Source organism: Streptomyces sp. bgisy027 (genome assembly GCF_057710365.1).
The window spans coordinates 274298-298443 of record NZ_JBYIVZ010000003.1 but is presented as its reverse complement, the minus strand read 5'-3'; the positions used below and the strand labels follow the sequence as shown (position 1 = coordinate 298443).

Annotated in this window: 22 protein-coding genes and 2 tRNA genes; 18 read left to right on the top strand and 6 right to left on the bottom strand. The window is 70.3% G+C overall.

Annotated features, from left to right (window positions below; genetic code table 11):
- Positions 1-65 precede the first annotated feature (65 nt).
- Positions 66-1010 (top strand): NAD(+) diphosphatase, encoded by a 945-nt coding sequence (gene nudC / locus AC3ETA_RS05085; protein ID WP_030947042.1) that lies wholly within the window; start codon positions 66-68, stop codon positions 1008-1010.
- Positions 1011-1101: 91 nt separating this feature from the next.
- Here nudC and AC3ETA_RS05080 read toward each other — a convergent pair whose 3' ends face one another.
- Positions 1102-1344 carry a mycoredoxin gene (locus AC3ETA_RS05080; RefSeq protein ID WP_030947039.1) on the bottom strand — a complete coding sequence of 81 codons (243 nt, stop codon included), beginning with the start codon at positions 1342-1344 and terminating at the stop codon, positions 1102-1104.
- Between the two features lie 128 nt (positions 1345-1472).
- Between AC3ETA_RS05080 and AC3ETA_RS05075 the strand changes: the two genes are divergently transcribed.
- The 5 genes from AC3ETA_RS05075 to AC3ETA_RS05055 all read left to right on the top strand — a co-directional run bounded on the left by AC3ETA_RS05075 (position 1473) and on the right by AC3ETA_RS05055 (position 5440).
- Entirely contained in the window at positions 1473-3725 is a 2253-nt protein-coding gene (locus AC3ETA_RS05075; protein ID WP_432191587.1) for an ATP-dependent DNA helicase UvrD2, read from the top strand.
- 165 nt (positions 3726-3890) lie between these two features.
- Positions 3891-4217 (top strand): hypothetical protein, encoded by a 327-nt coding sequence (locus tag AC3ETA_RS05070; RefSeq protein ID WP_432191586.1) that lies wholly within the window; start codon positions 3891-3893, stop codon positions 4215-4217.
- A gap of 175 nt (positions 4218-4392) precedes the next feature.
- Complete coding sequence (locus AC3ETA_RS05065) at positions 4393-4761, top strand: WhiB family transcriptional regulator (RefSeq protein WP_030947035.1); 369 nt, start codon at positions 4393-4395, stop codon at positions 4759-4761.
- The gene (locus AC3ETA_RS05060) at positions 4758-5081 is read left to right on the top strand and encodes a hypothetical protein (RefSeq protein ID WP_432191585.1); all 324 of its coding nucleotides are present in this window, start codon (positions 4758-4760) and stop codon (positions 5079-5081) included. Before AC3ETA_RS05065 ends, AC3ETA_RS05060 begins: the two co-directional genes overlap by 4 nt.
- Before the next feature lie 137 nt (positions 5082-5218).
- A complete protein-coding gene (locus AC3ETA_RS05055) occupies positions 5219-5440 on the top strand; it encodes a hypothetical protein (RefSeq protein WP_432191584.1) in 222 nt (73 codons plus the stop codon).
- 85 nt (positions 5441-5525) lie between these two features.
- Here AC3ETA_RS05055 and AC3ETA_RS05050 read toward each other — a convergent pair whose 3' ends face one another.
- Positions 5526-6896, bottom strand: a complete 1371-nt coding sequence (locus AC3ETA_RS05050; protein WP_432191583.1) for an ABC1 kinase family protein — start codon at positions 6894-6896, stop codon at positions 5526-5528.
- Complete coding sequence (locus tag AC3ETA_RS05045; RefSeq protein ID WP_432191582.1) at positions 6889-8109, bottom strand: TOMM precursor leader peptide-binding protein; 1221 nt, start codon at positions 8107-8109, stop codon at positions 6889-6891. The genes AC3ETA_RS05050 and AC3ETA_RS05045 overlap by 8 nt, the downstream gene beginning before the upstream one ends.
- A 314-nt stretch (positions 8110-8423) precedes the next feature.
- Between AC3ETA_RS05045 and AC3ETA_RS05040 the strand changes: the two genes are divergently transcribed.
- The 4 genes from AC3ETA_RS05040 to AC3ETA_RS05025 all read left to right on the top strand — a co-directional run bounded on the left by AC3ETA_RS05040 (position 8424) and on the right by AC3ETA_RS05025 (position 12419).
- Positions 8424-9020: a M48 metallopeptidase family protein gene (locus tag AC3ETA_RS05040; protein ID WP_093747224.1), complete on the top strand. Its 597-nt coding sequence runs from the start codon at positions 8424-8426 to the stop codon at positions 9018-9020.
- Between the two features lie 210 nt (positions 9021-9230).
- The gene (locus AC3ETA_RS05035; protein ID WP_432191581.1) at positions 9231-10952 is read left to right on the top strand and encodes a TerD family protein; all 1722 of its coding nucleotides are present in this window, start codon (positions 9231-9233) and stop codon (positions 10950-10952) included.
- An 11-nt stretch (positions 10953-10963) separates the two neighbouring features.
- Positions 10964-11644: an AIM24 family protein gene (locus tag AC3ETA_RS05030; protein ID WP_432191580.1), complete on the top strand. Its 681-nt coding sequence runs from the start codon at positions 10964-10966 to the stop codon at positions 11642-11644.
- Between the two features lie 19 nt (positions 11645-11663).
- Complete coding sequence (locus AC3ETA_RS05025) at positions 11664-12419, top strand: AIM24 family protein (protein WP_432191579.1); 756 nt, start codon at positions 11664-11666, stop codon at positions 12417-12419.
- Positions 12420-12494: 75 nt separating this feature from the next.
- On the opposite strand, the gene AC3ETA_RS05020 is transcribed toward AC3ETA_RS05025, so the two are convergent.
- Positions 12495-13016: an NUDIX hydrolase gene (locus AC3ETA_RS05020; RefSeq protein WP_432191578.1), complete on the bottom strand. Its 522-nt coding sequence runs from the start codon at positions 13014-13016 to the stop codon at positions 12495-12497.
- Positions 13013-14461, bottom strand: a complete 1449-nt coding sequence (locus AC3ETA_RS05015) for a zinc-dependent metalloprotease (RefSeq protein WP_432191577.1) — start codon at positions 14459-14461, stop codon at positions 13013-13015. Before AC3ETA_RS05015 ends, AC3ETA_RS05020 begins: the two co-directional genes overlap by 4 nt.
- 192 nt (positions 14462-14653) lie before the next feature.
- On the opposite strand from AC3ETA_RS05015, the gene AC3ETA_RS05010 reads away from it, so the two are divergent.
- From AC3ETA_RS05010 to AC3ETA_RS04995, 4 genes are all read left to right on the top strand, one after another.
- Positions 14654-15775 carry an SDR family oxidoreductase gene (locus AC3ETA_RS05010; protein WP_432191576.1) on the top strand — a complete coding sequence of 374 codons (1122 nt, stop codon included), beginning with the start codon at positions 14654-14656 and terminating at the stop codon, positions 15773-15775.
- A gap of 119 nt (positions 15776-15894) precedes the next feature.
- Positions 15895-16356, top strand: a complete 462-nt coding sequence (locus AC3ETA_RS05005; RefSeq protein ID WP_432191575.1) for a molybdenum cofactor biosynthesis protein MoaE — start codon at positions 15895-15897, stop codon at positions 16354-16356.
- Positions 16357-16496: 140 nt separating this feature from the next.
- Positions 16497-16661: a hypothetical protein gene (locus tag AC3ETA_RS05000; protein ID WP_432191574.1), complete on the top strand. Its 165-nt coding sequence runs from the start codon at positions 16497-16499 to the stop codon at positions 16659-16661.
- 76 nt (positions 16662-16737) lie between these two features.
- The gene (locus AC3ETA_RS04995; RefSeq protein WP_432191573.1) at positions 16738-17835 is read left to right on the top strand and encodes a YlbL family protein; all 1098 of its coding nucleotides are present in this window, start codon (positions 16738-16740) and stop codon (positions 17833-17835) included.
- 74 nt (positions 17836-17909) lie between these two features.
- On the opposite strand, the gene AC3ETA_RS04990 is transcribed toward AC3ETA_RS04995, so the two are convergent.
- The gene (locus tag AC3ETA_RS04990; RefSeq protein WP_381460846.1) at positions 17910-18452 is read right to left on the bottom strand and encodes a PPA1309 family protein; all 543 of its coding nucleotides are present in this window, start codon (positions 18450-18452) and stop codon (positions 17910-17912) included.
- A gap of 166 nt (positions 18453-18618) precedes the next feature.
- On the opposite strand from AC3ETA_RS04990, the gene AC3ETA_RS04985 reads away from it, so the two are divergent.
- The 4 genes from AC3ETA_RS04985 (at position 18619) to AC3ETA_RS04970 (ending at position 24119) form a co-directional block, all read left to right on the top strand.
- Complete coding sequence (locus AC3ETA_RS04985; protein ID WP_432191611.1) at positions 18619-21576, top strand: UPF0182 family membrane protein; 2958 nt, start codon at positions 18619-18621, stop codon at positions 21574-21576.
- A gap of 58 nt (positions 21577-21634) precedes the next feature.
- Positions 21635-21708 (top strand) — tRNA-Met (locus AC3ETA_RS04980).
- Positions 21709-21935: 227 nt separating this feature from the next.
- Complete coding sequence (locus AC3ETA_RS04975; protein ID WP_432191572.1) at positions 21936-23876, top strand: sel1 repeat family protein; 1941 nt, start codon at positions 21936-21938, stop codon at positions 23874-23876.
- 169 nt (positions 23877-24045) lie between these two features.
- Positions 24046-24119 (top strand) — tRNA-Met (locus AC3ETA_RS04970).
- Positions 24120-24146 lie beyond the last annotated feature (27 nt).

The window sequence follows — 24146 nt, the reverse complement described above, 5'->3', positions numbered from 1 at the left end:
CGTCCCACGTCCCGCCGATCCGCCCGCCGAAGCACACCGTTCCACTGGGGGAGTTGGAAGCACCCGTGACCACCTGGACCGACCACACCGCCGACCGACCCATCTCGCTCACCGCCCCGAGCGGCATCGACCGCGCCGCCCACCACCGGCTCGACGAGGCCTGGCTCGCGGCAGCGTGGAGCCACCCCACCACCCGCTGCTTCGTGGTCTCCGGCGGCCAGGTCCTCATCGACGAGACGCCCGACGGGCGCACCGAACTCGTCATGACCCCCTCCTTCGAGGCCCCCCTCACCGAGGCGCACCGCTACTTCCTCGGCATCGACGACGACGGCGTCAGCTACTTCGCCCTCCAGAAGGACGCCCTGCCGGGCCGCATCGACCAGTCCGCGCGCGCGGCCGGCCTGCGCGAGGCGGGCCTGCTGCTGTCGGCGCGCGACACGGGCCTGATGGTGCACGCCGTCGGCCTGGAGAACTGGCAGCGCACCCACCGCTTCTGCTCCCGCTGCGGAGAGCGCACCGTCATCGCCGCGGCCGGTCACATCCGCCGCTGCCCCGCCTGCGGCGCCGAGCACTACCCCCGTACCGACCCCGCCGTGATCATGGCCGTCACCGACGAGGACGACCGCATCCTCCTCGGCCGCCAGGTCCACTGGCCCGAGGGCCGCTTCTCCACGCTCGCCGGCTTCGTCGAGCCCGGCGAGTCCATCGAGCAGGCCGTGCGCCGCGAGGTCTTCGAAGAGGCCGGCATCACCGTCGGCCAGGTCGAGTACGTCGCCAGCCAGCCCTGGCCCTTCCCGTCCAGCCTCATGCTCGGCTTCATGGCCCGCGCCACCACCACCGACGTCGAGGTCGACGGCGACGAGATCCACGAGGCCCGCTGGTTCTCCCGCGAGGAACTGCGCGTCGCGTTCGAGGCCGGCGAGGTCCTGCCGCCCTACGGCATCTCCATCGCGGCCCGCCTGATCGAGCTCTGGTACGGCAAGCCCCTGCCGACGAGGAGCTTCGTCTGAGGCCACCCTCGTCGCCGCCACGCGGACAGCACGAAGGCGGTCCCTGAAGCGCCTCAGGGACCGCCTTCCGGGGACCGCACCGTCGGTGCGGTCAGGCGCTGATCTTCTGCTTGACCTGAGCCAGCGACGGGTTCGTCATCGTCGAACCGTCCGCGAAAAGCACGGTCGGGACCGTCTGGTTTCCGCCATTCGCCTTCTCGACGAAAGACGCGGACTCGGGGTCCTGCTCGATGTTGATCTCCGTGTACGCGATGCCCTCGCGGTCCAGCTGCTTCTTCAGCCGCTGGCAGTAGCCGCACCAGGTGGTGCTGTACATCGTCACAGTGCCCTGCATGTCTCGCGCGCTCCTCTGATAGCTCGGGGGAACAGGTCGTCCGGAGGGGGAACGTACGCGACCGGGCCTCCATTCCCACCCGGGGTATGCCCGCCGACGTGACGCCTGCCGCATTAGTACGACTATCGATGCCTGCCTGTGGGCAACCGGCACAGCCGTCTCCGGCGACCTGGCAGCATGGCCATGTGACAGCAGCAACGCACTCCACCCTCTTCCCGCAGGCACCGGAGACGGCCGACGCGGTGCTCGACGGGCTCGACCCCGAGCAGCGCGAGGTCGCCACCGCCCTGCACGGACCGGTGTGCGTACTGGCGGGCGCCGGTACCGGCAAGACAAGGGCGATCACCCACCGCATCGCCTACGGGGTCCGCGCCGGCATCCTCCAGCCCTCCAGCGTGCTCGCCGTCACCTTCACCAACCGCGCCGCCGGAGAGATGCGCGGCCGACTCCGCCAGCTCGGCGCCGCCGGGGTCCAGGCCCGTACGTTCCACTCGGCCGCCCTGCGCCAGCTCCAGTACTTCTGGCCGAAAGCGATCGGTGGCTCCATGCCCCGACTCGTCGACCGCAAGATCCAGCTCGTCGCCGACGCGGCCGCCGCCTGCCGCATCCGCCTCGACCGCAACGAGCTGCGCGACGTCACCGCCGAGATCGAGTGGTCCAAGGTCACCCAGACCGTCCCCGCCGACTACGCCCCCGCCGCCGTCAAAGCGGGCCGCGAAGCCCCCCGCGACCCGGCCGAGATCGCCCAGATCTACAACGTCTACGAGGACCTCAAGCGCGACCGCTCCGTCATGGACTTCGAGGACGTCCTGCTCCTCACCGTCGCCATCCTCCAGGACCGGCACGACATCGCCGACCAGGTCCGCTCCCAGTACCAGCACTTCGTCGTCGACGAATACCAGGACGTCAGCCCGCTCCAGCAACGCCTGCTGGAACTGTGGCTGGGCGAGCGGGACAACCTCTGCGTGGTCGGCGACGCCAGCCAGACGATCTACTCGTTCACCGGCGCGACCCCCGACCACCTGCTCGACTTCCGCACCCGCCACCCCGGCGCCACCGTCGTCAAACTCGTCCGCGACTACCGCTCCACCCCCCAGGTCGTCCACCTCGCCAACGGCCTGCTCACCCAGGCCAGCGGACGCGCCGCCGACCACCGCCTGGAACTGATCTCCCAGCGCGACGCCGGCCCCGAACCCGTCTACACCGAGTACACGGACGAGCCCGCCGAGGCCGAGGGCGCCGCCCGCCGCATCCGGGAACTCATGGCCTCCGGCGTCCCGGCCAGCGAGATCGCCATCCTGTTCCGCACGAACTCCCAGTCCGAGTCCTACGAACAGGCCCTCGCCGACGCGGGCGTCTCCTACCAGCTGCGCGGCGCCGAGCGCTTCTTCGACCGGCCCGAAGTGCGCAAGGCCGGCATCGCCCTGCGCGGCGCGGCCCGCTTCGGCGGCAACGACACCCTCCTCGACGACGCCGTCGACCTGCCCTCCCAGGTGCGTGCCGTCCTCTCGGGAGAGGGCTGGACGACCGAGCCACCGGCCGGCTCCGGCGCCGTCAGAGAGCGCTGGGAGTCGCTGGCGGCCCTGGTGAACCTCGCCCAGGACTTCGCTGCCGCCAAAACCGGCGCCACCCTCGCCGACCTGGTCGCGGAACTCGACGAACGCGCCAACGCCCAGCACGCCCCGACCGTCCAGGGCGTCACCCTCGCCTCCCTGCACTCCGCCAAGGGCCTGGAGTGGGACGTCGTCTTCCTCGTCGGTGTCGCCGAGGGCATGATGCCGATCACCTACGCAAGGACCGACGAGCAGGTCGAGGAGGAACGCCGCCTCCTGTACGTCGGCGTCACCCGCGCCCGCCGTCATCTCCACGTCTCCTGGGCGCTCACCCGCGCCCCCGGCGGCCGCCCCAACCGCCGCCCCAGCCGCTTCCTCGACGGACTGCGCCCCGGCTCGACCGCCACCGCCGGTCGAACGGCCGCCCGCGGCTCCGGCGGTGTCGAGCGAGGATTCCACAGCAGACCCGACGCCGCCCCGAGACGGACACAGCGCAGCCCCGCCCGCTGCCGCGTCTGCGGGCGCACGCTCACCGACGCAGGCGAAATGAAGCTGATGCGCTGCGAGGACTGCCCGTCCGACATGGACGAGGGCCTCTACGAACGCCTCCGCGAATGGCGGGGCGTCCAGGCACGGCTCAGCGGACAGCCCGACTTCTGTGTCTTCACGGACAAGACCCTGATGGCCATCGCCGAGACGGAGCCGACCACTCCGGATGAGCTGTCCCGCATCCCAGGAGTCGTCAAGCGCAAGCTCGACCGCTACGGAGACGATGTGCTGGCCATCTGCGCAGGCCAGGAGCTTGAGCAGGGTCCGGACGGGGAATGAAACGAACTCGTCGAAAAAATAGTTTGCGCATGCCCCAGCAATCCCCATAGGTTCTTAGCCACGGGAACGGAGGCCTTCTCGGAGGCCCCAATTCCGTGTTGTACTTGCATACCCGTCGGACTGGCTCACCCCAGTCCCCCTAGACGCCGAGAGGAGGCGAGTCCAGTGATCAGCATCAACGCCAGCTCCATCAGCAACGTCAAAATGACCGATCGCTCGGTCGTCGCTTCCCTGTGCATGCTCGGCGCCTCGAACCAGGGCACCGGTCTGTCCGGCATCCGTGCCGTCCTGCCGGCGTCCTCCGTGTCTCTCGCGGGTCTTCCCATCCGTGAGCGCAATGAGCGACCGACCAAGGCACTGGAAGCGGCAGTAGAGGCAAGGGCGCACGCCTATGCCTTTGCAGCGACCGGTGCCGGATTCCGGAAGCAGACGACGCAGCACCACCAGATGTGGGCCTTCCGTGGGCCAGAACCCTGGAGTGATCCAGCCTGACAGCCGATCAGGCCGGCGCCTTCAGGGCCGCGGAACCCCATCCGGGATCCGCGGCCCTTCTGTTTGTCCTCGAACGGGGATGACAGGGCGAAGGGGCCTCGGGACAAAGGAAAACCCGGTACCAGCCGCCACCCGGCCCAACAGGGCCGGAACGAACAGACGAGGAAGACCAACCGTGCAACTCGAAGCGCACGCCCCGTCAGTACCGCCCTCAGAAGCGATCCCCAAGCCCGGCCCCACGGAGGACACGACCTTGACCCCGCTCACTGCGCTCACCGCGCTCGACGACGCCATCGAGAACCTCGGCGTACCCGTCCCCTGCCGTTCCTACGACCCGGAGGTCTTCTTCGCCGAGTCGCCGGCGGACGTCGAGTACGCCAAGTCCCTCTGCCGCACCTGCCCGCTGATCGAGGCCTGCCTCGCCGGCGCCAAGGAGCGGCGTGAGCCCTGGGGCGTCTGGGGTGGCGAGCTGTTCGTCCAGGGTGTTGTCGTCGCCCGGAAGCGGCCGCGTGGTCGCCCGCGCAAGAACCCGGTCACGGCATGAACACCGCAGGCACGATCGACCGTCCCCTCACGCACGACCCCCAGAAGCAGGCCCCGATGAAGCCGTCCACCAGCGAACTCACAGGCTCCGCGCCTGAAGACTTCACCACCAGTGGCGCGAACGACTCGCGTCAGAACAGGAACCGAGAGATGCAACTCATCCAAGAAGCCCTGGCACGTGCGCATATGCACGAGCGACAGCACGAGGCCGCGCGGGAACGCCGGGCCATGCGCCTGGTGTCCGCGCGACGGATGCAGCGCCGTGCCGAGCGCGCCTCGCTGCGTGCCCGCCGCGCGCTCGCCATGGCGGTCATGCAGTAATCGACCCCACCGCCGAGCGGTTGCCTCCCGATCAGGGAGGCGGTGACTCCACCCCGCGGGGGCCGGTCCGTACGAACGGACCGGCCCCCGCGGTGCGTTGTTCCGGCGATCGGATCAGGCGGCGGTATCGTCGCCGAGTGACGAGTCTTTCCGGAGGCAGTGACAGAGGCAGTGAAAACGGCGGCTCCGCCCCCGAGCCCCGGCCCCTCAGATGTGCCCGATGCGGCACCGAGGCCCGGTCCCCGCAGCCCACCTGGACCTGCTCCGTGGAGAACGGCACCCGACGCTACTTCTGTGACACGTGCTCACGGGAGAACCTGAGAGCGATCGAGGGGCGGTTGGACTCGGCTTGGTGGTAGGGCGGCAGCGGCTGTTTCACCACTGGGGGCTCCCCCCGCCCCCTCCCTCCCCCCGCCCCAGCCCCTCCAAGCACACCGCCTCAGATCATGCCTCCGCAGCCGACCCCTCCTCAGCGGTCGGCTCATCCAGGACGAATCCCGGTAGCCAATCCTCCAGTTCCTCGCGCAGCCGTACCGTCGCGCCCAGCTGGCACAGGACACCGATCGTGCTCAGCGTGACCCGGTGGATGAGGAGGTACGCCGGGGGAAGGTTGAGCTGTTTGCCCAGTTGGTAGGCGGGGGAGCGGGGGTCGGCCACGCGTCCGGCCTGGCTGCGCATCCAGCCGCGGGTGAAGGTGAACTCCTCGACCTGGGCCGGCTCGATGATCGGCAGCAGGTAGTCCAGGACGGCGTCGGGGTCCAGGTCGATGGATTCCTTGACGAAGCCCTCCTCGCAGAGGAGTTCGTAGACCGTGTCCGCGTCGCCGTCCAGGGTCATGCGCAGGGAGTCGCCGATGGGTGTCGGCAGGCCGCCCGGGAGGCGGTCGACGGTGCCGAAGTCCAGGACGCCCAGTCGCCACTCGTCCTCGCCGTCCGGGCCGCCCGGCAGGAGGCGGAAGTTCCCGGGGTGCGGGTCGGCGTGCAGCAGGCCTGTGCGGGCCGGGCCGGAGAAGAGGAAGCGGGCCAGGAGCTGGCCGGCGCGGTTGCGCTGCTCCTCGGTGCCGTCGGAGATCACCTCCGAGAGCGGGATGCCGTCGATCCACTCGGTGATCAGGACCTGCTCGCACTGATGGACCACCGCGGGGACGACGACGTCCGGATCGTCGGCGAACTCGTCCGCGTGGGCCTGCTGAGCCTGTGCCTCCAGGCCGTAGTCCAGTTCTTCCGAGACCCGGTCCTTGAGCTCGGCGATCAGCGGCTTGATGTCCATGCCGGGGATCAGCGGGCCCAGAAGCCGGGCGAAGCGGCTCAATTGGTTCAGGTCGGAGAGCAGCGCCTCGCCGGCTCCCGGGTACTGCACCTTGACCGCCACCTCACGGCCGTCGTGCCACACCCCGCGATGCACCTGGCCGATCGAGGCGGCCGCGGCCGGCTTGTCCTCGAACTCCTCGAAGAGGTCCTGCCAGTCCTCGCCGAGCCGCTCCGCCAGCACCGAGTGCACGGTGCGCGTCGGCATGGGAGGCGCCGCTTCCTGGAGCTTGGTGAGCGCCGCACGATACGGGCCGGCGATCTCCTCGGGCAGCGCCGACTCGAAGACGGACAGGGCCTGCCCGAACTTCATGGCACCGCCCTTGAGCTCGCCGAGCACCTTGAACATCTGCTCCGCAGTGCGCTGCTGCAGCTCGCGGCCGACGAGCTCTGCGGATTCGCCGACGATCCGCTTGCCGAGTCCCCAGGTGGCCCGTCCGGCGAAGCCGAGCGGGAGCGCGGCGAGCTTGGCGGTGCGGGTGACCGCCTTGCGGGGAAGATCAGACATGCGCCCTCCAGGTCCCAGCCAGCCGCTCCGCGTCTGCCCTACGGCGTGACTCCTTCGACGGCCGCTGCTCCGCCATTGTCTCGTGCCGCCCCGCCTCCTCGGAGGGGTGTTCTCCCTCACCTTTCTCCGTGGCGCCGCACGAGCATGCCGGATGCGCCCACACCGGCCGGGCGTGCCAGGTCAGACCGGGTAGTGACACTTCCCAGCGTGCACCCGCGCTGGACGGAACCCGGCCGTCCAGAAAGGTCAGGGCGTGCGCGGCGGCCAGACCGGCGACCGTGGTGGCCACAGTGAGGTCGCAGGGCCGCACCTCACCTGCCCTTCTCGAACCCGAGCGCCACTGCGCGACCAGCCGCGGCCACGCGGGGTCCCGGTCCGTGCGTCCTTCGTTCAGGCAGCCGGCGCAGCCGGTCTCGCCGGGCAGCACGAGCGGGCCGACCACGCCGGTTCCCTCCACGACACCGGCGTACAGATGCGGTGTACCGGAGGCGATGAGGGGTTCGGCGGCGGACGGGGAGGGGGCGTGCACGGCGACGTCGTCCCGGGGCGCGATGATCACCAGGGAGCGGCCGGTGCTCTCCTCTCCCAGGGGTGAGCGGGGGCCGCGGCGTGGTGGGCGGTCCGGTGCGCAGTGGCGTGCGATGCGTCGCGCGGCCTCGTCCCTGCGGTCACCGACCGTCTCCGCGGGCAGCCCGCCCGGCGCCACGTCCCAGGGTTCGACCCGGCCGACGTCACGCACGTCGACCTCGCCCACACCGGCCGCCGACAGCAGCGAGGCGATCATCGAACCGACCCGGCCGGCGCCTCGTACCTGCACGCGCAGTGAGCGGCGCGCGGTCAGGCGGCTCATCGCCTCGCCCGGCTCGGATGTGGTCAGGGACAGTGAGGCCAGATCGGGGCGCAGGCGGTCCAGTACCTCTTTCTTGCGGCGAAGGGTGTCGCCGGCCGGGCCGCCGCCCTTCGCGTCGTCGAGCAGCCCGGCCCCCGCCAGGCGTCGCACCAGCCCGTCGACATGGCCGTCCGGCAGGTCCATGCGGCGGCCTTCCTCGCGCAACAGCTCCAGTCCGCGCGTGCCGTTGAGCAGATCGAGGAAGCTGCCCGTCGCGGTGTCCATCGGACCCAGCGTCAGCGCATGTGCCGGAGTCATCCCGAATTGGACGGTGTTGAGATCGCGCCAGCCGCGCCTGAGGGACGGCTTCACCAGCGGAGCCACTGGTGTCGCTGGAGCAAGCGCGGCTGCGGCTGGAGGCGTCGACCGCGACCGCCCGGTTGAAATGCCTGAATTGGTCGAATCCGTTGCATGCATGAACTGGCCCCCGTAGCCGTCGTGGAACATCCCCGTGTGCCGAAGAGGCTCGGTCACGGCTTCCCCGACGCCTGTCAGCATGCCTCGACACGGCGACCGGTGCCGAAAGTTGTCCACAGGCAGTGGATATTCGTCGTACAAATCAAACGCATGGTGGGGGATCGGGATCGAACCGTCCCGGAGTCGGGACTTCCCCCATGCGCAACGGGTAACGTCGGGGCGTGTCCGCCGACCCACTGCACCGCGCCGGAACACCACAGCGCAGTACGACGAGCCCGCCGCCGAGCGGCTCGGGGGCGAACGCGATCGAGGTCCGCAGAAGCGCCCGGCGTCGCCGGACGGTTTCGGCGTACCGAGAGGGCGATCGCACCGTCGTGCTCATCCCTGCCCGGATGTCCGAGGCCGAGGAGCAACGCTGGGTGAACGTCATGCTGGACAAGCTGGCCGCACAGGAGAGCAAACGGGTCATCGGCGACGCGGAGCTGGCGGAGCGTGCCGAGCGGTTGTCGGGCCAGTATCTGGAAGGCCGTGCTCGGCCCAACTCGGTGCGCTGGGTCACCAACCAGAACACCCGCTGGGGTTCGTGCACCCCGGCCGAGGGCAGTATCCGGCTTTCGCACCGGTTGCAGGGAATGCCCGAGTACGTCGTCGACTACGTCCTCCTGCACGAGCTCGCGCATCTCCTGGTGCCCGGCCACGGGCCACGCTTCTGGCGGCTGCTGGAGGCGTATCCCCGCACCGAGCGGGCGAAGGGCTACCTCGAAGGCGTGGTCGCCGCCGAGCGGTTGCCCCATCTGCCCGGCGCGCGCGGCGAGTAGGGCCCGGTTTCGCTGCGGCGCCGCTCCGTTCTCCGAAGGAGCCCCTGAGGCAGCCCATGGGGCAGGCCGGAAGGCGGCCGCCTGGTGGTGCCTCCGCTTCGGCCGGGCGCGGGTTGTGTACCGGGTCTGTACCGGCTTCGTCCGATGTCCGAGTTTGCCGTTAGCCTGGCGCGACGCACTTACATTCGGGATGGGGGACGGTCGTTACGCATGGCCAGGGAATTCCAACGCGGCCACAAGGCCAGGATCAGTGACCTCACCGCGGGCACGGATCTGTACGTAGGGGTACAGATCGCCGCCCCAGGGCTGAGCTTCGACATCAGCTGCTTCGGTCTCGACGCCGACGAACGGCTCTCGGACGACCGCTATTTCGTCTTCTTCAACCAGCCGAAGTCCCCCGAGGAGTCCATCCAGCTCCTCGGTACCCAGGCCGGTGACACGGAGTCCTTCCGGGTCACGCTCGACAGGATCCCCCCGCAGATCCAGAAGCTGTCCTTCACGGCGACGATCGACGGCGCCGGACAGATGTCGCAGATCAGCCCCGGATACATCCGCATCGTCGCAGGTGGCGAGGAGGTGGCCCGGTACGCCTTCAACGGCTCGGAGTTCACCACCGAGCGCGCCGTGATGCTGGGCGACTTCTACCTGAAGGACGTCTGGCGGTTCGCGGCCGTCGGCCAGGGCTTCGACGGCGGTCTCGAGGCGCTGCTGAAGAACTTCGGCGGCGAGGTCGCCGAGGAGGAGGCGCCCGCCGCCCCGCAGCAGCCCCAGGCCGGTGCGTCTCCCAGCTTCGCGCCCCCCGCCCAGGCCGCCGCGCCGCCCGCGTTCGGTGCCCCGGCCGGAGCTCCCGCGCCGGCCCCGCAGCCGGCCCCTCCGGCGCCCGCGCCGGCCCCGGCCGCACAGGGTTTCGCGCCCCCGCCTGGATCCACCCCGCCGCCGAGCCCGGCGCCCCCGGTGCACGCGCAGCCGACCATCGTCGCGCCCATGACGCCGCCCGGAGGCGCCCCACCGCCGCCCGCCCCGGCGCCCGCGCCCTACGGCCAGCCGGGACAGCAGCCGTACGGCCAGCCCTCGGCGCCGCCGCCTCCCGGCTACGGCTACCCCCAGGCGCCCGCGGCACCTCAGGCGCCGCAGGCCCCGGCCCCGCCGCCCGGTTACGGCCAGCCGACCCCGCCTCCCGGCTACGGCCAGCAGCCCCCCTACGGGCAGGTCCCGGGCCAGGCGGCGCCCTACGGAGCCCCCCAGGGTGCCCCGCAAGGCGCACCTCAGGGTCCCGGTGTGGCCGCCGCGCTCCAGCAGTTCAAGGAGACGCCGACCGGTCAGCGCTGGACGCAGCAGAACAAGAAGATGGTCCGCGTCGACCTCGGCATCGGCGGCCAGTCCGTGCTCGCCCGCCAGGGCAGCATGGTGCTCTACCAGGGCAAGGTCGACTTCAGCTACAAGGGCGCCGGATTCGCCGGCCGGATCGTGGGCAACGCCACCGGCCAGGAGATGCAGCTGATGCGCTGTTCCGGCCAGGGCCAGGTCTTCCTCGCCGAGAACAACTCGATGGTGCATCCCATCGAGCTCCAGGGCGACGGCATCTGTGTCTCCGCCGAGAACGTCCTCGCCTTCGACGAGGGCCTCCAGTACGAGGTCCGCCGTATCGAGGGGCACGGCATCCCTGGCGGCGCGCTGTTCACGATGCAGTTCACGGGCACCGGCACCATCGTCGTCAAGACGCACGGCACGCCCGTGGTGCTGCCGGTGACGCCCACGACGTTCGCCGACTGCAACGCCGTGGTCGCCTGGTCGTCCGCCGCCCAGGTGGTCGTCTCCAGTCAGGTCCGCATGCGCCGCAACTCCTACCCCGGCGACACCGGCGAGAGCGTCAACCTCCAGTTCCGGGCCGCTCCCGGCAACTTCATCGTCGTCCAGCCGTACGAGATCTGAGGGAGCCCGTCATGAACCAGCCACTCGCGGGCTACGCCCCCGCACCTGTCACCGCCCGCATGGAGAACCACGGCAACCACATGCTGAAGGTCGCCATGCAGAGCGGGCACGACCTCCTCGCGCGCGTGGGCTCGATGGTCGCCTACGAAGGGTTCGTCCAGTACGAGCCCAACCCGCCGGCCGTGCGCCAGATCGCCAAGGACTGGATGACCGGCGAGGGCGCGCCCCTGATGAAGTGCTCCGGCGACGGACTGCTCTACCTCGCCGACTACGGCGCCAACGTCGTCGTGATCAACCTCAACGGCGACGGCATCTCCGTCAACGCCACCAACCTGCTCGCCTTCGACGCGCATCTGACGTGGGGCGTCGAGCGGGTCAAGGGTCTGGCGAAGTTCGCCGGGCAGGGCCTGTGGAACACCAAGATCTCCGGGCAGGGCTGGGTCGCGCTGACCTCCCGGGGCAAGCCGATCGTCGTCGACTGCGGCGGTGGCGAGGACGAGACGTACGTCGACCCGGACGCGCTCGTCGCCTGGTCCCCGAACCTCAAGGTGAAGGGCAAGCGCAGCTTCAAGGCGCAGTCGCTCATCGGCCGGGGCAGCGGCGAGGCCTACCAGATGGCCTTCTCCGGCCAGGGCATCGTCGTCGTACAGCCCAGCGAGGACAGCACCGACCGTCTCCGGGTCCGGGGCTGAGGGGGAGCGAGAGAACGCCATGCAGAGCCCGATTTTCGCCTACAACGACCAGCAGACCCAGGACCGCTGGAGCCTGCAGAACAAGCAGATGCTCCGCGTGAACCTGGAGGGTCACGACGACCTCCTCGCCCGCAAGGGCACGATGGTCGCCTATCAGGGACTCGTCGAGTTCGACGCCGAGTACCAGAACAACCAGCAGTCACGCTCGCGTGCGCACACCGGTGAGGGCCTCGACCTCATGCGCTGTCACGGACAGGGCACGGTCTACCTCGCCAACCTCAAGCAGCACATCCATGTCATGGATGTCGACCAGGACGGGCTGACCGTCGACAGCAGCTATGTGCTGGCGATGGAATCCTCGCTGCACCACGAGGTCATCGCCGTGGACAGCCTCTACGGCATCTCCGGCTCGGGCAAGTACCAGCTCAACATCACCGGCCGCGGCAAGGTCGCCCTCATGACCTCCGGCATGCCGCTGCTGATGCAGGTGACGCCCGACAAGTACGTCAACTGCGACGCCGACGCGATCGTCGCCTGGTCCACCGCCCTGCGAGTGCAGATGCAGGCCCAGACGCACTCCTCCGGAGTGTGGCGGCGCCGCGGCAGCACCGGCGAGGGCTGGGAGCTCAGCTTCATGGGTGCCGGCTTCGCGCTGGTCCAGCCGAGCGAGCTGCTGCCGCCGCAGAACGCCCAGATCGGCTCCGGCCTCGCCGCCCAGTACGGCATGGGGCAGCAAGGGGCACGGGGTCAGAACCAGGGCAACGTCTGGAGTTGACCGTCCGGAAGCAGACGTAAGGGGCGACCGCCCGGGCGGTCGCCCCTTACACGTCTGTCGGCAGCGGCCGGTGCTTCAGACCGCGAGCCTCGCCCGCGTCGCCTCCAGCAGGCGGACCACCGACCCGTCCGCGACGTCCGCCACCTCGTCGTAGGCGAACCAGCGCAGGTCCAGCGACTCGTCGCTGATCGCAGCCACGGCGCCGGCCGGGGCGAGCGCCGCGTACTGGACGTCGAGATGCCAGGCGCACGGCGTGTGATGGCGGTCAAGGCGGACCGGGCCGCCCGGCAGCAGGGACAGCCCCGCGACGCCGGACTCCTCGGTCGCCTCGCGCAGCGCCGCCGCCGTCAGCGTGTCGTCGGACGGCTCGCAGTGGCCGCCCATCTGCAGCCACATGCGCAGCTTCTTGTGGAGGGTGAGCAGCACCCGCCCGCGTGAGGGGTCGATCACCAGCGCGCTCGCCGTGATGTGCCCGTCGCCGCAGGCCTTCCACATGCCGTCCGGGTGCGTCTCCAGATGCTCCAGATACGTCCGGCGCAGCTCTTCCTGGTCCTCGTACGCCTTCAGTACGAGGACCGCGTCGTCGTACAGGCTCACTCGGTGCCGTCGCCCTTGCCGTCGCCGCCCTCGGAGTCGCCGTCCTTCTTCAGGTTCGGCTTCTCGCCGGCGCCGCTCGCGGCCTCGCCGAGCATCTTGTCGAGCTCGGAGAAGTCGATCTGCTCGCGGTGCACGAATCCGTCCGGATCGTCCAGGTCACCGGCCGTCGGCAGCATGTCCGGGTGCGCCCACAGGGCGTCCCGGCCGTCGACACCGCGCGCGTCCGTGAGCGAGGCCCACAGCCGGGAGGCGTCACGCAGGCGCCGTGGACGCAGTTCCAGACCGATCAGCGTGGCGAACGTCTGCTCGGCCGGGCCGCCCGAGGCACGCCGGCGGCGCAGCGTCTCACGCAGCGCGTCGGCGGACGACAGACGGGGCTTGGCGGCGGCGTGGACCACCGCGTCGACCCAGCCCTCGACGAGCGCCAGAGCCGTCTCCAGACGGGCCAGGGCCGCTTTCTGCTCCGGGGTGTCCTCTGGCTGGAACATGCCCTGCTGGAGAGCGTCCTGAATCTGTTCGGGGTTCTGCGGGTCGAACTGGCCGACCACGTCCTCCAGCTTGGCGGTGTCGACCTTGATCCCGCGCGCGTAGCCGTCGACGGCGCCGAACAGGTGCGAGCGCAGCCACGGCACATGCGCGAAGAGGCGCTGGTGGGCGGCCTCGCGCAGGGCGAGATACAGCCGTACCTCCTCCTTCGGCACGCCCAGGTCCTTGCCGAACGTCTCGACGTTCACCGGCAGCAGCGCGGCCTTGCCGGCCGGGCCGAGCGGCAGGCCGATGTCGGTGGACCCGACGACCTCGCCCGCGAGCACACCGACGGCCTGCCCGATCTGCGTGCCGAACATGGCGCCGCCCATCGAACGCATCATGCCGATCAGCGGGCCCGCCATGGCCTGCATCTCCTCCGGCAGGACGTCGCCCATCGCGGTGCCGACCCGCTCCGCGACCGGGTCGACGAGCTCCTGCCACGCGGGCAGGGTCGCCTCGACCCACTCCGCACGGCTCCACGCGACGGCGGTGTTCGCGCCGGACGGCAGCGACGTCGCGTCGTCCAGCCACAGGTCCGCCAGGCGCACGGCCTCCTGGACGGCGGTGCGCTCGGAGGCGCCCACGCTCGCGTCCTTGGTGCCGTCCGCGGTGCCCTGGGAGACCGTCTGGCGGGCGATCTGCTTGGCCATGTCCCAGTTCACCGGGCCGCCCTCGTACGAGAGCATCTGCCCGAGCTGCTGGAACGCGGCCCCGAGGTCGGTGGGGTTCAGCGAGCCGAACATGGCCGCGAACGGATTGTCCGCACCTCCTCCCATGCCTCCGGCGCCCGGCAGCCCGAAACCGAACGGGTTGGCCGGGCCCTGACCACCACCGCTCTGCTGGTCCTTCTTCTTGCCCTCGTCGCCGTCTTCCGGCTCCTCCGGCGGAAGGCCGAATCCGAATGGGGTGTCACTCACGGGATTCCTCGGCTGGTAAGGCCACCGGCTGACGCCGACGGCACGACTGCCTGATAACACCACCCAGCGTAGACACCGCGAGCCGATCGGGCCTCGGTGCTTCGCCGACTCTCGGCCTGCGGCAGGATGGATGCCACCTGGTACGTACGCGTCACTCGCGTTCGTACTAAAGACAACCGCTGGAGACGCCCGGTGAGTTCCCCTGATCCGCAGGTTCGCGCAGCGCGAAACGAGTCAACCCCGCACGCCGCGCGCGCCGTGCGCGGACCCGTCGTCGCGGTGACCGGTGCCGCGTCCGGGATCGGCGCGCTGCTCACCGAGCGGCTGGTCGCGTCGGACGAGGTCAAGCAGGTCATCGCCATCGACGAGCGGCGCGGAGACTGCGCCGCGGCGCAGTGGCACATCCTGGACGTACGGGACCCCGCCATCGCCGAGAAGCTGCGGGGCGCCGACGTGGTCGTGCACCTGGCGCTCGACCTTGATCTGGAGACGGATGCGGCCGCGCGGACGGCGTACAACGTTCGGGGGACGCAGACCGTCCTGACGGCCGCCGCGGCGGCCGGCATCCACCGGGTGGTGCTGTGCACCTCGGCGATGGTCTACGGCGCGCTCGACGACAACGAGCTGCCGCTGTCCGAGGACGCCGAGCTGCGGGCCACGGCCGAGGCCACCGGCGTCGGGGACCTCCTGGAGATCGAGCGTCTCGCGCGCCGGGCGCCCAGGGCCCACCCGGGCCTCAATGTCACCGTCGTGCGCCCCGCCGTGCTGGTGGGCGGCACCGACACGGCGCTGACCAGGTACTTCGAGTCGCCCCGGCTGCTCGTCGTCGCCGGTTCCCGGCCGGCCTGGCAGTTCTGCCACGTCGAGGACCTGTGCAGCGCGCTGGAGTACGCCGTCCTGGAGAAGGTCGAAGGGGAACTCGCCGTCGGATGCGACGGCTGGCTGGAGCAGGAGGAGGTCGAGGAGCTCAGCGGGATCCGCCGTATGGAGCTGCCCTCCGCGGTCGCGCTCGGAGCGGCGGCCCGCCTGCACCGCATCGGGCTGACGCCGTCCCCGGCCGGGGACCTGGCCTACACGATGTACCCGTGGGTGGTCAGCGGCAGCCGGCTCCACGACGCCGGGTGGCGGCCGCAGTGGACCAACGAGGAAGTTCTCGCGGAGCTGCTCGAAGAGGTCTCCGGCAGGCACACGGTCGCCGGGCGGCGGCTCGGCCGCAAGGACGCCACCGCGGCCGGCGCGGCGGGTGCGACGGTGGCCCTGCTGGGCGCGGCGGCGGTCGTACGGCGGGCGCGGAAGGCCCGGCGGCGGATCTGAGCGCGGCACGCTCGGCGGCCTGGAGCGGGCCGAGCTGTAGGAGGCTCCAAAGCCGCACGCGCGTGTGCCGGGCGAAAGCGCTATTCCCCGCCCTCACGCGCGTGAGGCACGATGGGGCCATGGCACCTACCAACGATCACCCCGGTGAGCAGGGCGCTCAGGATCCCGTCAAGCTCATCGCCATTCGTGAGACGGCCCTGTCCCTGGACGAGGTCTTCCGTGCCGTCGGGGACGCCGCCGCCGGTGGGACCGCGCTGTTCGTGGGCACCGTGCGCAACCACGACGGGGGTGCCGACGTCGACGAGCTCGGGTACTCGTGCCATCCCAGCGCCGAGGCCGAGATGCGGCGGATCGCCGAGAAGGTCGTCGCCGAGTACCCGGTAAGGGCGCTCGCCGCGGTCCACAGAGTGGGCGACCTCGGGGTCGGGGACCTCGCGGTCGTCGTCGCCGTCTCCTGCCCCCATCGCGGCGAGGCCTTCGAGGCGTGCCGCAAGCTGATCGACGATCTCAAGCACGAGGTGCCGATCTGGAAGCACCAGAAGTTCTCGGACGGCACGGAGGAGTGGGTCGGCGCCTGCTGAGGGCCCCTCCCGAGCACCCGCCGGCCCCGTCCACCCCACTCGGCTTGCGTAACCGCACCCCTGGCGTGAGCGTTGTCAGTGCCAGTGGTTAATCTGCTGATCAGTCAGTTGCGGTCACTCATTGGGGATGGGAGGACGGCATGGCGGCACTCGCCTGGTTGCTGATTCCGCTCGTGGCTGCGGTCACCGCCGGCCTGTGGGGCAGTTGGGCCAACCGGACCCGCAAGGCGCGGGGCGACGGCCCCGAGCTGGACGGCTACGCCCGCTTCCGCGCGGCCATGGAGAAGTCCTCGCCCCGCGCATGATCGCCGGCGCATGATCCAGGGGGCGGGTTCGCGGCCCTGACGGGGCTCTGACAGGGCTGTCACGTACTGTCTTGGCATGCCACGCCGCACCGCGACGATGCTCGCCTCCACTCTGATGCTGATCGCGCTCCTGTGCGCGGGAGTGTTCATTCCCGTGCCGTACGCGGAAATGTCCCCGGGGCCGACCGTCAACACCCTCGGCGATCACGACGGTGAGCCGGTGCTTCAGATCTCCGGGCGCAAGACCTACCCGACGAGCGGTCACCTCAACATGACCACTGTCCGGGTCACCAGCGCCGACTACAAGATGAACCTGGTCGAGGCGGTCTACGGCTGGCTCGCGCACGACAACAAGGTCGTGCCGCACGACACCCTCTACCCGGACGGCAAGACCGAGGAGCAGTCCACCCAGGAGAACGCCGAGGAGTTCAGCCAGTCCCAGGAGAGCGCCAAGGTCGCCGCCCTGAAGGCGCTGGACATCCCGGTGCAGAGCTGGGTGATCGTCTCGACCGTCGTCAAGGGAACCCCGGCCGAGGGCAAGCTGCACGCCGGTGACGTGATCAAGGCCGTCGACGGAACGACGGTCAAGGAGCCCGGGGACGTCGCCGAGCTGGTGACCAAGCACGAGCCCGGACAGGACGTCGTCTTCACGATCGTGCCGGCCAAGGAGCAGGCCGCCGCGGAGAAGGAGCGCCGGACGCCGACGAAGACCGAGAAGGTCACCATCAGGACCGCCGAGTCCACCGACAGCGGCGACAAGCGCGCCATCGTCGGGATCTCCGCCGGGACCGACCACACCTTCCCGTTCAGCATCGACATCAAGCTCGCCGACGTCGGCGGCCCCAGCGCGGGCCTGATGTTCTCCCTCGGCCTCTACGACAAGCTCACCCCGGGCAGCCTCACCGGCGGCAAGTTCGTGGCCGGCACCGGCACCATCGACGACGCCGGCAAGGTCGGCCCCATCGGCGGCATCGAGATGAAGACCATCGCCGCGCGCGAGAAGGGCGCCCGGTACTTCCTGACGCCCGCCGACAACTGCGCGACCGCCTCCAGGGACGTCCCGGGCGGGCTCACCCTCGTCAAGGTCGGCACCATCGACGACGCCCTCGGCGCCCTGAAGGACATCCGCTCCGGCGACACCGCCGACCTGCCGAAGTGCACGACGAAGAGCTGAGCGACCGGCATCGGTACGACGACGGGGGCGCCCCTCAGTGGTGAGGGGCGCCCCCGTCGTCGTACCGGAGGACCTCAGTCCTCGAAGGTCGCCTTCAGCGCGTCCGCCAGGCCGGGGACCAGGTCCGGACCGGTGAGGACCTCGGTCGGGGTGTCCTTCTCGCGCAGGCGCAGGGCGGACTCGCGGGTGCCGTCGCGCAGGACCGCGACCGTCATGCGCACCTCCTGACGGTCCGGGTGGTCCGCCACCCACTTCGTGAGCTTGGCGTCGCTCAGGCCCTGCGGAACCTGCGCCTCGGCGGACGGCGGCAGCATCAGACGCTCCACCGTGAGCGCGCAGCCGGCCACCGCGTCGGGCCAGGCGATCGTGCCGAGGAACTCGTCGAGCTGCTTGCCCGTTGGCATTTCGTCCTGCTCGATCGGGGTCAGGCCGGAGGACTCCTCCTCGTCCCCCAGGCCGAGCTGGGCGGCGAGGCCGGGTTCCTGGACTCGCAGCCGTGCGGTGTCGACGAGGGCGAAAAGGCGGGCGGGCTGGTCCCAGCCGAGGCCGGAGGCGTACTCGTCGATCTCGAGGACGGCCCGGGTGAGCGGGTTGGCAGCCATGGGAGTGTTGGACATGGTCACAATCCTCTCTCGTTCCTGGCCGGAATCGGGAACCGAGTAAACGGTGAGTAAGTTGCATAGATGTGGGCCCACGATCACGGGGGGCCACGGAGGGTCCACGAAGACGCGGGCCTGACCCAGACCTAGAGCGAACTTCGGGGTGCGAACCTTGGCTTTCCAGATGCCGGACCGCGGCGGAGGCCCGACCGGGCCACGGATCAGAGTGGGCCGCCCGTCCCGGCGTGTCCGGACCCTGCTCATGACGCTGGGCGTGCTCGCCGTCCTCGGCATGGCCTTCACCATGTTCGCGGGCTTCTGGACGGACTGGCTCTGGTACCGGTCGGTGAACTACTCCTCGGTGTTCACCACCACGCTGTGGACGAAGATCGGACTCTTCTTCGTCTTCGGTCTGTTGATGGCCCTCGCGGTCGGCTTCAACATCTGGCTCGCGCACCGGCTGCGCCCGCCGCTGAGCGCCATGTCGATGGAGCAGCAGAGCCTCGACCGCTACCGCATGGGCATCGCGCCGTACAAGAAGTGGCTGCTGCTGGCGATCACCGCCCTGGTCGGCCTGATCGCCGGCGCCTCCGCCTCCAGCCAGTGGCGGACGTGGCTGATGTGGGTCAACGGCGTCCCCTTCGGTGAGAAGGACCCGCAGTTCCACCTGGACGTCGGCTTCTACGCCTTCGACCTGCCCTGGTACCGGTTCCTGCTCGGCTTCGGCTTCGCCGCCGCGATCCTCTCGGTGATCGCCGCCGCGCTCACCCACTACCTGTACGGCGGGCTGCGGATCACCAGCCCGGGCGCGCGTGCCACGGCCGCCGCGACCGGTCACCTGTCGGTCCTCATCGGCATCTTCGTCGCCCTGAAGGCCGTCGCGTACTGGCTCGACCGGTACGGACTCGCGGTGAAGTCCAGCGACTTCAAGGCGACCGACAACTGGACCGGCCTCAGGTACGTCGACGCCAACGCCTACCTGCCGGCCAAGACGATCCTGTTCTGCATCGCCGTGATCTGCGCGCTGCTGTTCTTCGCCACCCTGTGGCGGCGCACCTGGCAGCTGCCCGTGATCGGCTTCGGCCTGATGGTGCTCTCCGCGATCCTCATCGGCGGTCTGTACCCGGCGATCGTGCAGAAGTTCCAGGTCCAGCCCAACGAGCAGGCCAAGGAAGCGCCGTACGTCGAGAAGAACCTCAAGGCGACGCGCGACGCGTACGGCATCGACGGCACCCAGGTCACCGAGTACCCCGGCACGAGCAAGACCGAGGACAGGACCAAGCTGCGCGACGACGTCGACGCCACGGCGAGCATCCGCATCCTGGACCCGAACATCGTCTCGCCCACGTTCCAGCAGCTCCAGCAGATCAGGAACTACTACGCGTTCCCGACCAACCTGGACGTCGACCGGTACGCCAAGGACGGCAAGGACCAGGACACCGTCATCGGTCTGCGTGAGATCAACCTCAACGGCATCCCGAAGCGGAACTGGATCAACGACCACTTCCGCTACACCCACGGGTACGGCGTGGTCGCCGCCAAGGGCACCAGCGCGAACTCGCAGGGCAGGCCGGAGTTCACCGAGTCGGATCTGCCGTCCAAGGGTGACCTCGGGACGTACGAGCAGCGGGTCTACTACGGCGAGAAGACCACGATGTACTCCATCGTCGGCGGTCCCCAGAAGGAGATCGACTACTCCGACGACAGTGGTGAGAAGACCTACAGCTACAAGGGCGACAGCGGCGTCAGCCTCTCCAACCCGGTCAACCGGGCCGCGTACGCGGTGGCGTTCGGTGAGCCGCAGATCCTGTACTCGGGTGCGATCGGCGACGGTTCGCGCATCCTGTACAACCGCACGCCCAAGGAGCGCGTCGAGGCGGTCGCCCCGTGGCTGACCATCGACGGAGACGCCTACCCGGCGGTGGTGAACAACCGCATCCAGTGGATCGTCGACGCGTACACGACGACGAACGGCTACCCGTACTCGTCCCGTACGACCCTCGGTGACACCACGGCCGACTCGCTGACCGCCACCAACAACAACCGCGCGGTGGTGGCCCAGCAGAACCAGGTCAACTACATCCGCAACTCGGTGAAGGCGACCGTCGACGCCTACACCGGCGAGGTCGAGCTCTACCAGTGGGACACCAAGGACCCGGTCCTGAAGACCTGGATGAAGGCCTTCCCGGACACCGTGGAGCCCAAGAGCAAGATCTCCAAGGACCTGATGGATCATCTGCGCTACCCGCAGGACCTGTTCAAGGTCCAGCGCGAGCTGCTCACCCGCTACCACGTGAAGGACGCCACGACGTTCCTCAGCGGCAGCGAGGTCTGGCAGGTGCCGGACGACCCGACCAACAAGTCGGGCAGCGCGACACCGCCGTACTACCTGAGCATGAAGATGCCGGACCAGGCGGCGCAGGCGTTCTCGTTGACGACGACGTTCACACCGAACGGCCGTGACAACCTCAGTGCGTTCATGGCCGTCGACGCCGAGGCCGGCACCGCTGACTACGGCAAGATCAGAATCTTGAAACTGCCGACCAACACCACGGTCAACGGGCCCAGTCAGGTCCAGAGCCAGTTCAACTCCGAACAGGACATCGCCGAGACCATCAGGCTGCTCAGAGGCGGCGACTCCGAGGTCGAGTACGGCAACCTGCTCGCGGTGCCACTGGACGGCGGACTGCTCTATGTGGAACCGGTCTACGTACGCGGCGGTGGACTCAAGTACCCGCTGCTGCGGAAGGTGTTGGTGTCCTACGGCGGCACCACCGCCTTCGAAGACACGCTCGACGCGGCCCTGAGCAAGGTCTTCGGAGCGGAGGGCGCGACCCCCCAGCCGCCGGACGAGGGCGAGGAGGACGTCGGCGGTACGACACCTCCGCCGACGTCCAGCAACCCGACGGTCCAAGAAGCGCTCGACGACGCCCAGAAGGCCTTCGAGGCCGGCCAGGACGCCTTGAAGAAGGGCGACTGGGAGGCGTACGGCAAGGCGCAGAAGGATCTGGAGGACGCGCTCAGGCGGGCCGAGGACGCACAGTCGCAGCCGGACAAGACCGGCGGCGGCGCGGGCGGCGGCGGCGAGAGCGCGAGCCCGAGCTCAAGTCCCAAACCGAGCGGCAGTCCCACCGGCACCTAGGGACGCCAGGTTGATCGAACAGCCCACCCTGCGCCGTGATACGGTTGCTTCACAACGGCGCGGGGTGGAGCAGCTCGGTAGCTCGCTGGGCTCATAACCCAGAGGTCGCAGGTTCAAATCCTGTCCCCGCTACTGAAGTCGGCGAACATTTCGTACGACAGCGAAGGCCCGGATCCTCCAAGGATCCGGGCCTTCGTGGTGTGCGAACGCATGTGCCGGGGGCCGGGACGCTCGTGCCGCCGTGGGGAGTTGGGTGAACTGTGTTTGACTTGTCTCTCTGTGGGCATGTCGACAAAACGCTGAAGTGACCTCACGGGCTGCGGTATACCAGGTGTACCCGGGTTGCAGGTGGTGCGACGATGGACGTTATGGGGGACAAGGCAACTCTGTTGGAGACAGGGCGGTTTGTGCAGCCTGCCGACTTTGTGCAGTCGGCGGGCGAAATGGTGCAGCCTGAGTACGATGCCTCGCGTCCGAAGGACGATGTCTCGCGGCCGCCGGCCGAACTCGCACGACCGGAGGCCGACTTCGCCGTCGACCGGCCGGCGGACCAGGACGAGACGGGGGAGGCCGCCGAGGAGGCGCGCCGGCTGCTCGCCGCGGAGACCGGTGACGTCGAGGCGATGAGCGTACTCGGGGCCATGCTGCTGCGGCGCGGCGATCTCGACGGAGCCGAGCCGCATCTGCGGGCCGCGACCGCGGCGGGGGACCGGGCGGCCGCGAACAACCTGGGAGTGCTGCTGCATCAGCGCGGCTACCCCGACGAGGCCGCCGGCTGGTGGCGGATCGCCGCCGTCGCCGGGTCGGCCGCCGCGGCGCACGCGCTGGGGCGCCATCACCGTGAGCGGGGCGACGAGCCCGCCGCCGAGTACTGGCTGCGGCAGTCCGCCGAGCAGGGGCACACGCTCGGCGCGTACGCCCTCGCCGATCTCCTGGAGCACCGCAGCGACGACCGGGCCGAGCAGTGGATGCGGGTCGCGGCGGAGCGCGGGCACCGGGAGGCGGCGTACCGGCTGGCGCGCGCGCTCGACCGGCAGGTGACGCGGACGGATGAGGACGGCGCCGACAACGGTGTCGAGCCGGACGGGGCCGTGCTGGACGAGGCCGAGCAGTGGTACCGGCAGGCCGCCGCGCGCGGGCACCGCAGGGCCGCGCTGCACCTCGGGGCGATCCTGGAGAAGCGCGGAGAGCTCAAGGAGGCAGGGCGCTGGTACCTGACGTCCGCCAAGGACGGTGAGGCGCGCGCCGCCTGCGCGCTCGGGTTCCTGCTGCGGGACGCGGGGGACACCGAGAGCGCCGCCGTGTGGTGGCTGCGGGCCGCGCAGGACGGCGACGGCAACGCGGCGAACGCGCTGGGTGCGCTGCACGCCGAGCGCGGGGAGACGCAGACCGCCGAGCGGTGGTACCGCGCCGCGATGGACGCCGGTGACGTCAACGGCGCGTACAACCTCGGGCTGCTCTGCGCCGAGCAGACGCGTACCGCGCAGGCCGAGCAGTGGTACCGGCGGGCGGCCTACGCCGGGCATCGCGAGGCGGCGAACGCCCTGGCGATCCTGCTGCTCCAGGTCGGGGACGCGACGGGTGCCGAGCCGTGGTTCTCCAAGGCCGCGGAGGCGGGGAGCGTGGACGCCGCGTTCAACCTGGGGATCCTGTACGCCGGGCGGGGCGAGGAGCGGGCCGCGCTGCGGTGGTACGAGCGGGCGGCTGCCGCCGGGCACACCGAGGCGGCGCTCCAGGTCGGGATCGCGCGGCTGCGGGACGGGGACGAGCCGGCCGCGGAGCGGCATCTGCGGTGCGCGGCCGGGGGCGGCAGTGCGGAGGGGGCGTATCGGCTGGCGACCGTGCTGGATGCCCGGCGGCCGCCGGAGCCCGCGCATGAGCTGGGCGAGCCGGTGCGGGAGAAGGCCGAGTGCGAGGAGTGGTACGAGCGGGCTGCCTCGCAGGGGCATCGGCGGGCGCAGGTCCGGGTCGGGATGCTGGCCGCGGCCCGGGGGGATGTCGTGGAGGCGGCTCGGTGGTACCGGGTGGCCGCCGAGGCCGGGTCGCGCAACGGTGCGTTCAACCTGGGGCTGCTGCTGGCCAGGGAGGGCAGTGAGCCCGAGGCCGCGGTGTGGTGGACGCGGGCGGCTGACGCCGGGCACGGGCGGTCGGCTTTGCGGCTCGCCCTGGTCTACGCGCGTCGTGGTGAGCTTGCGGAGGGGCAGCGGTGGGCCGACCGGGCGGTGAGTCTGGGGCCGGCCGAGGTCGCCGAGCGGGCGGCGCGGTTGCGGGACGCTCTGCGGGAGGAACTGTCGGCGTGAGCGGGGCTGAGGGGCGTGCGGGTGCGTGGCGCTCGGCCGACGTCTCTGGGGACTGCGCCCCCAGACCCCCGCTTCGGCCCTGAACGGGCCCCTTCCCCAAACGCCGGACGGGCTCAGCGGAAGCGATTTGCCTCTGCTCGCGGTCTTGACGTAATGTTGCGTTCACCGACGCGGGGTGGAGCAGCTCGGTAGCTCGCTGGGCTCATAACCCAGAGGTCGCAGGTTCAAATCCTGTCCCCGCTACTGAAGGCCCAGGGCCGGGATCCATAG

Coding starts and splice junctions, on each gene's coding strand:
- AC3ETA_RS05005 (WP_432191575.1), top strand. CDS start 15,895: ATGGCACCTACCAACGATCACCCCGGTGAGCAGGGCGCTCAGGATCCC.
- AC3ETA_RS05030 (WP_432191580.1), top strand. CDS start 10,964: ATGAACCAGCCACTCGCGGGCTACGCCCCCGCACCTGTCACCGCCCGC.
- AC3ETA_RS05050 (WP_432191583.1), bottom strand. CDS start 6,896: ATGTCTGATCTTCCCCGCAAGGCGGTCACCCGCACCGCCAAGCTCGCC.
- AC3ETA_RS05060 (WP_432191585.1), top strand. CDS start 4,758: ATGAACACCGCAGGCACGATCGACCGTCCCCTCACGCACGACCCCCAG.
- AC3ETA_RS05000 (WP_432191574.1), top strand. CDS start 16,497: ATGGCGGCACTCGCCTGGTTGCTGATTCCGCTCGTGGCTGCGGTCACC.
- AC3ETA_RS04975 (WP_432191572.1), top strand. CDS start 21,936: ATGGACGTTATGGGGGACAAGGCAACTCTGTTGGAGACAGGGCGGTTT.
- AC3ETA_RS05025 (WP_432191579.1), top strand. CDS start 11,664: ATGCAGAGCCCGATTTTCGCCTACAACGACCAGCAGACCCAGGACCGC.
- AC3ETA_RS04985 (WP_432191611.1), top strand. CDS start 18,619: ATGCCGGACCGCGGCGGAGGCCCGACCGGGCCACGGATCAGAGTGGGC.
- AC3ETA_RS04995 (WP_432191573.1), top strand. CDS start 16,738: ATGCCACGCCGCACCGCGACGATGCTCGCCTCCACTCTGATGCTGATC.
- AC3ETA_RS04990 (WP_381460846.1), bottom strand. CDS start 18,452: ATGTCCAACACTCCCATGGCTGCCAACCCGCTCACCCGGGCCGTCCTC.
- AC3ETA_RS05075 (WP_432191587.1), top strand. CDS start 1,473: ATGCCTGCCTGTGGGCAACCGGCACAGCCGTCTCCGGCGACCTGGCAG.
- AC3ETA_RS05035 (WP_432191581.1), top strand. CDS start 9,231: ATGGCCAGGGAATTCCAACGCGGCCACAAGGCCAGGATCAGTGACCTC.
- AC3ETA_RS05080 (WP_030947039.1), bottom strand. CDS start 1,344: ATGCAGGGCACTGTGACGATGTACAGCACCACCTGGTGCGGCTACTGC.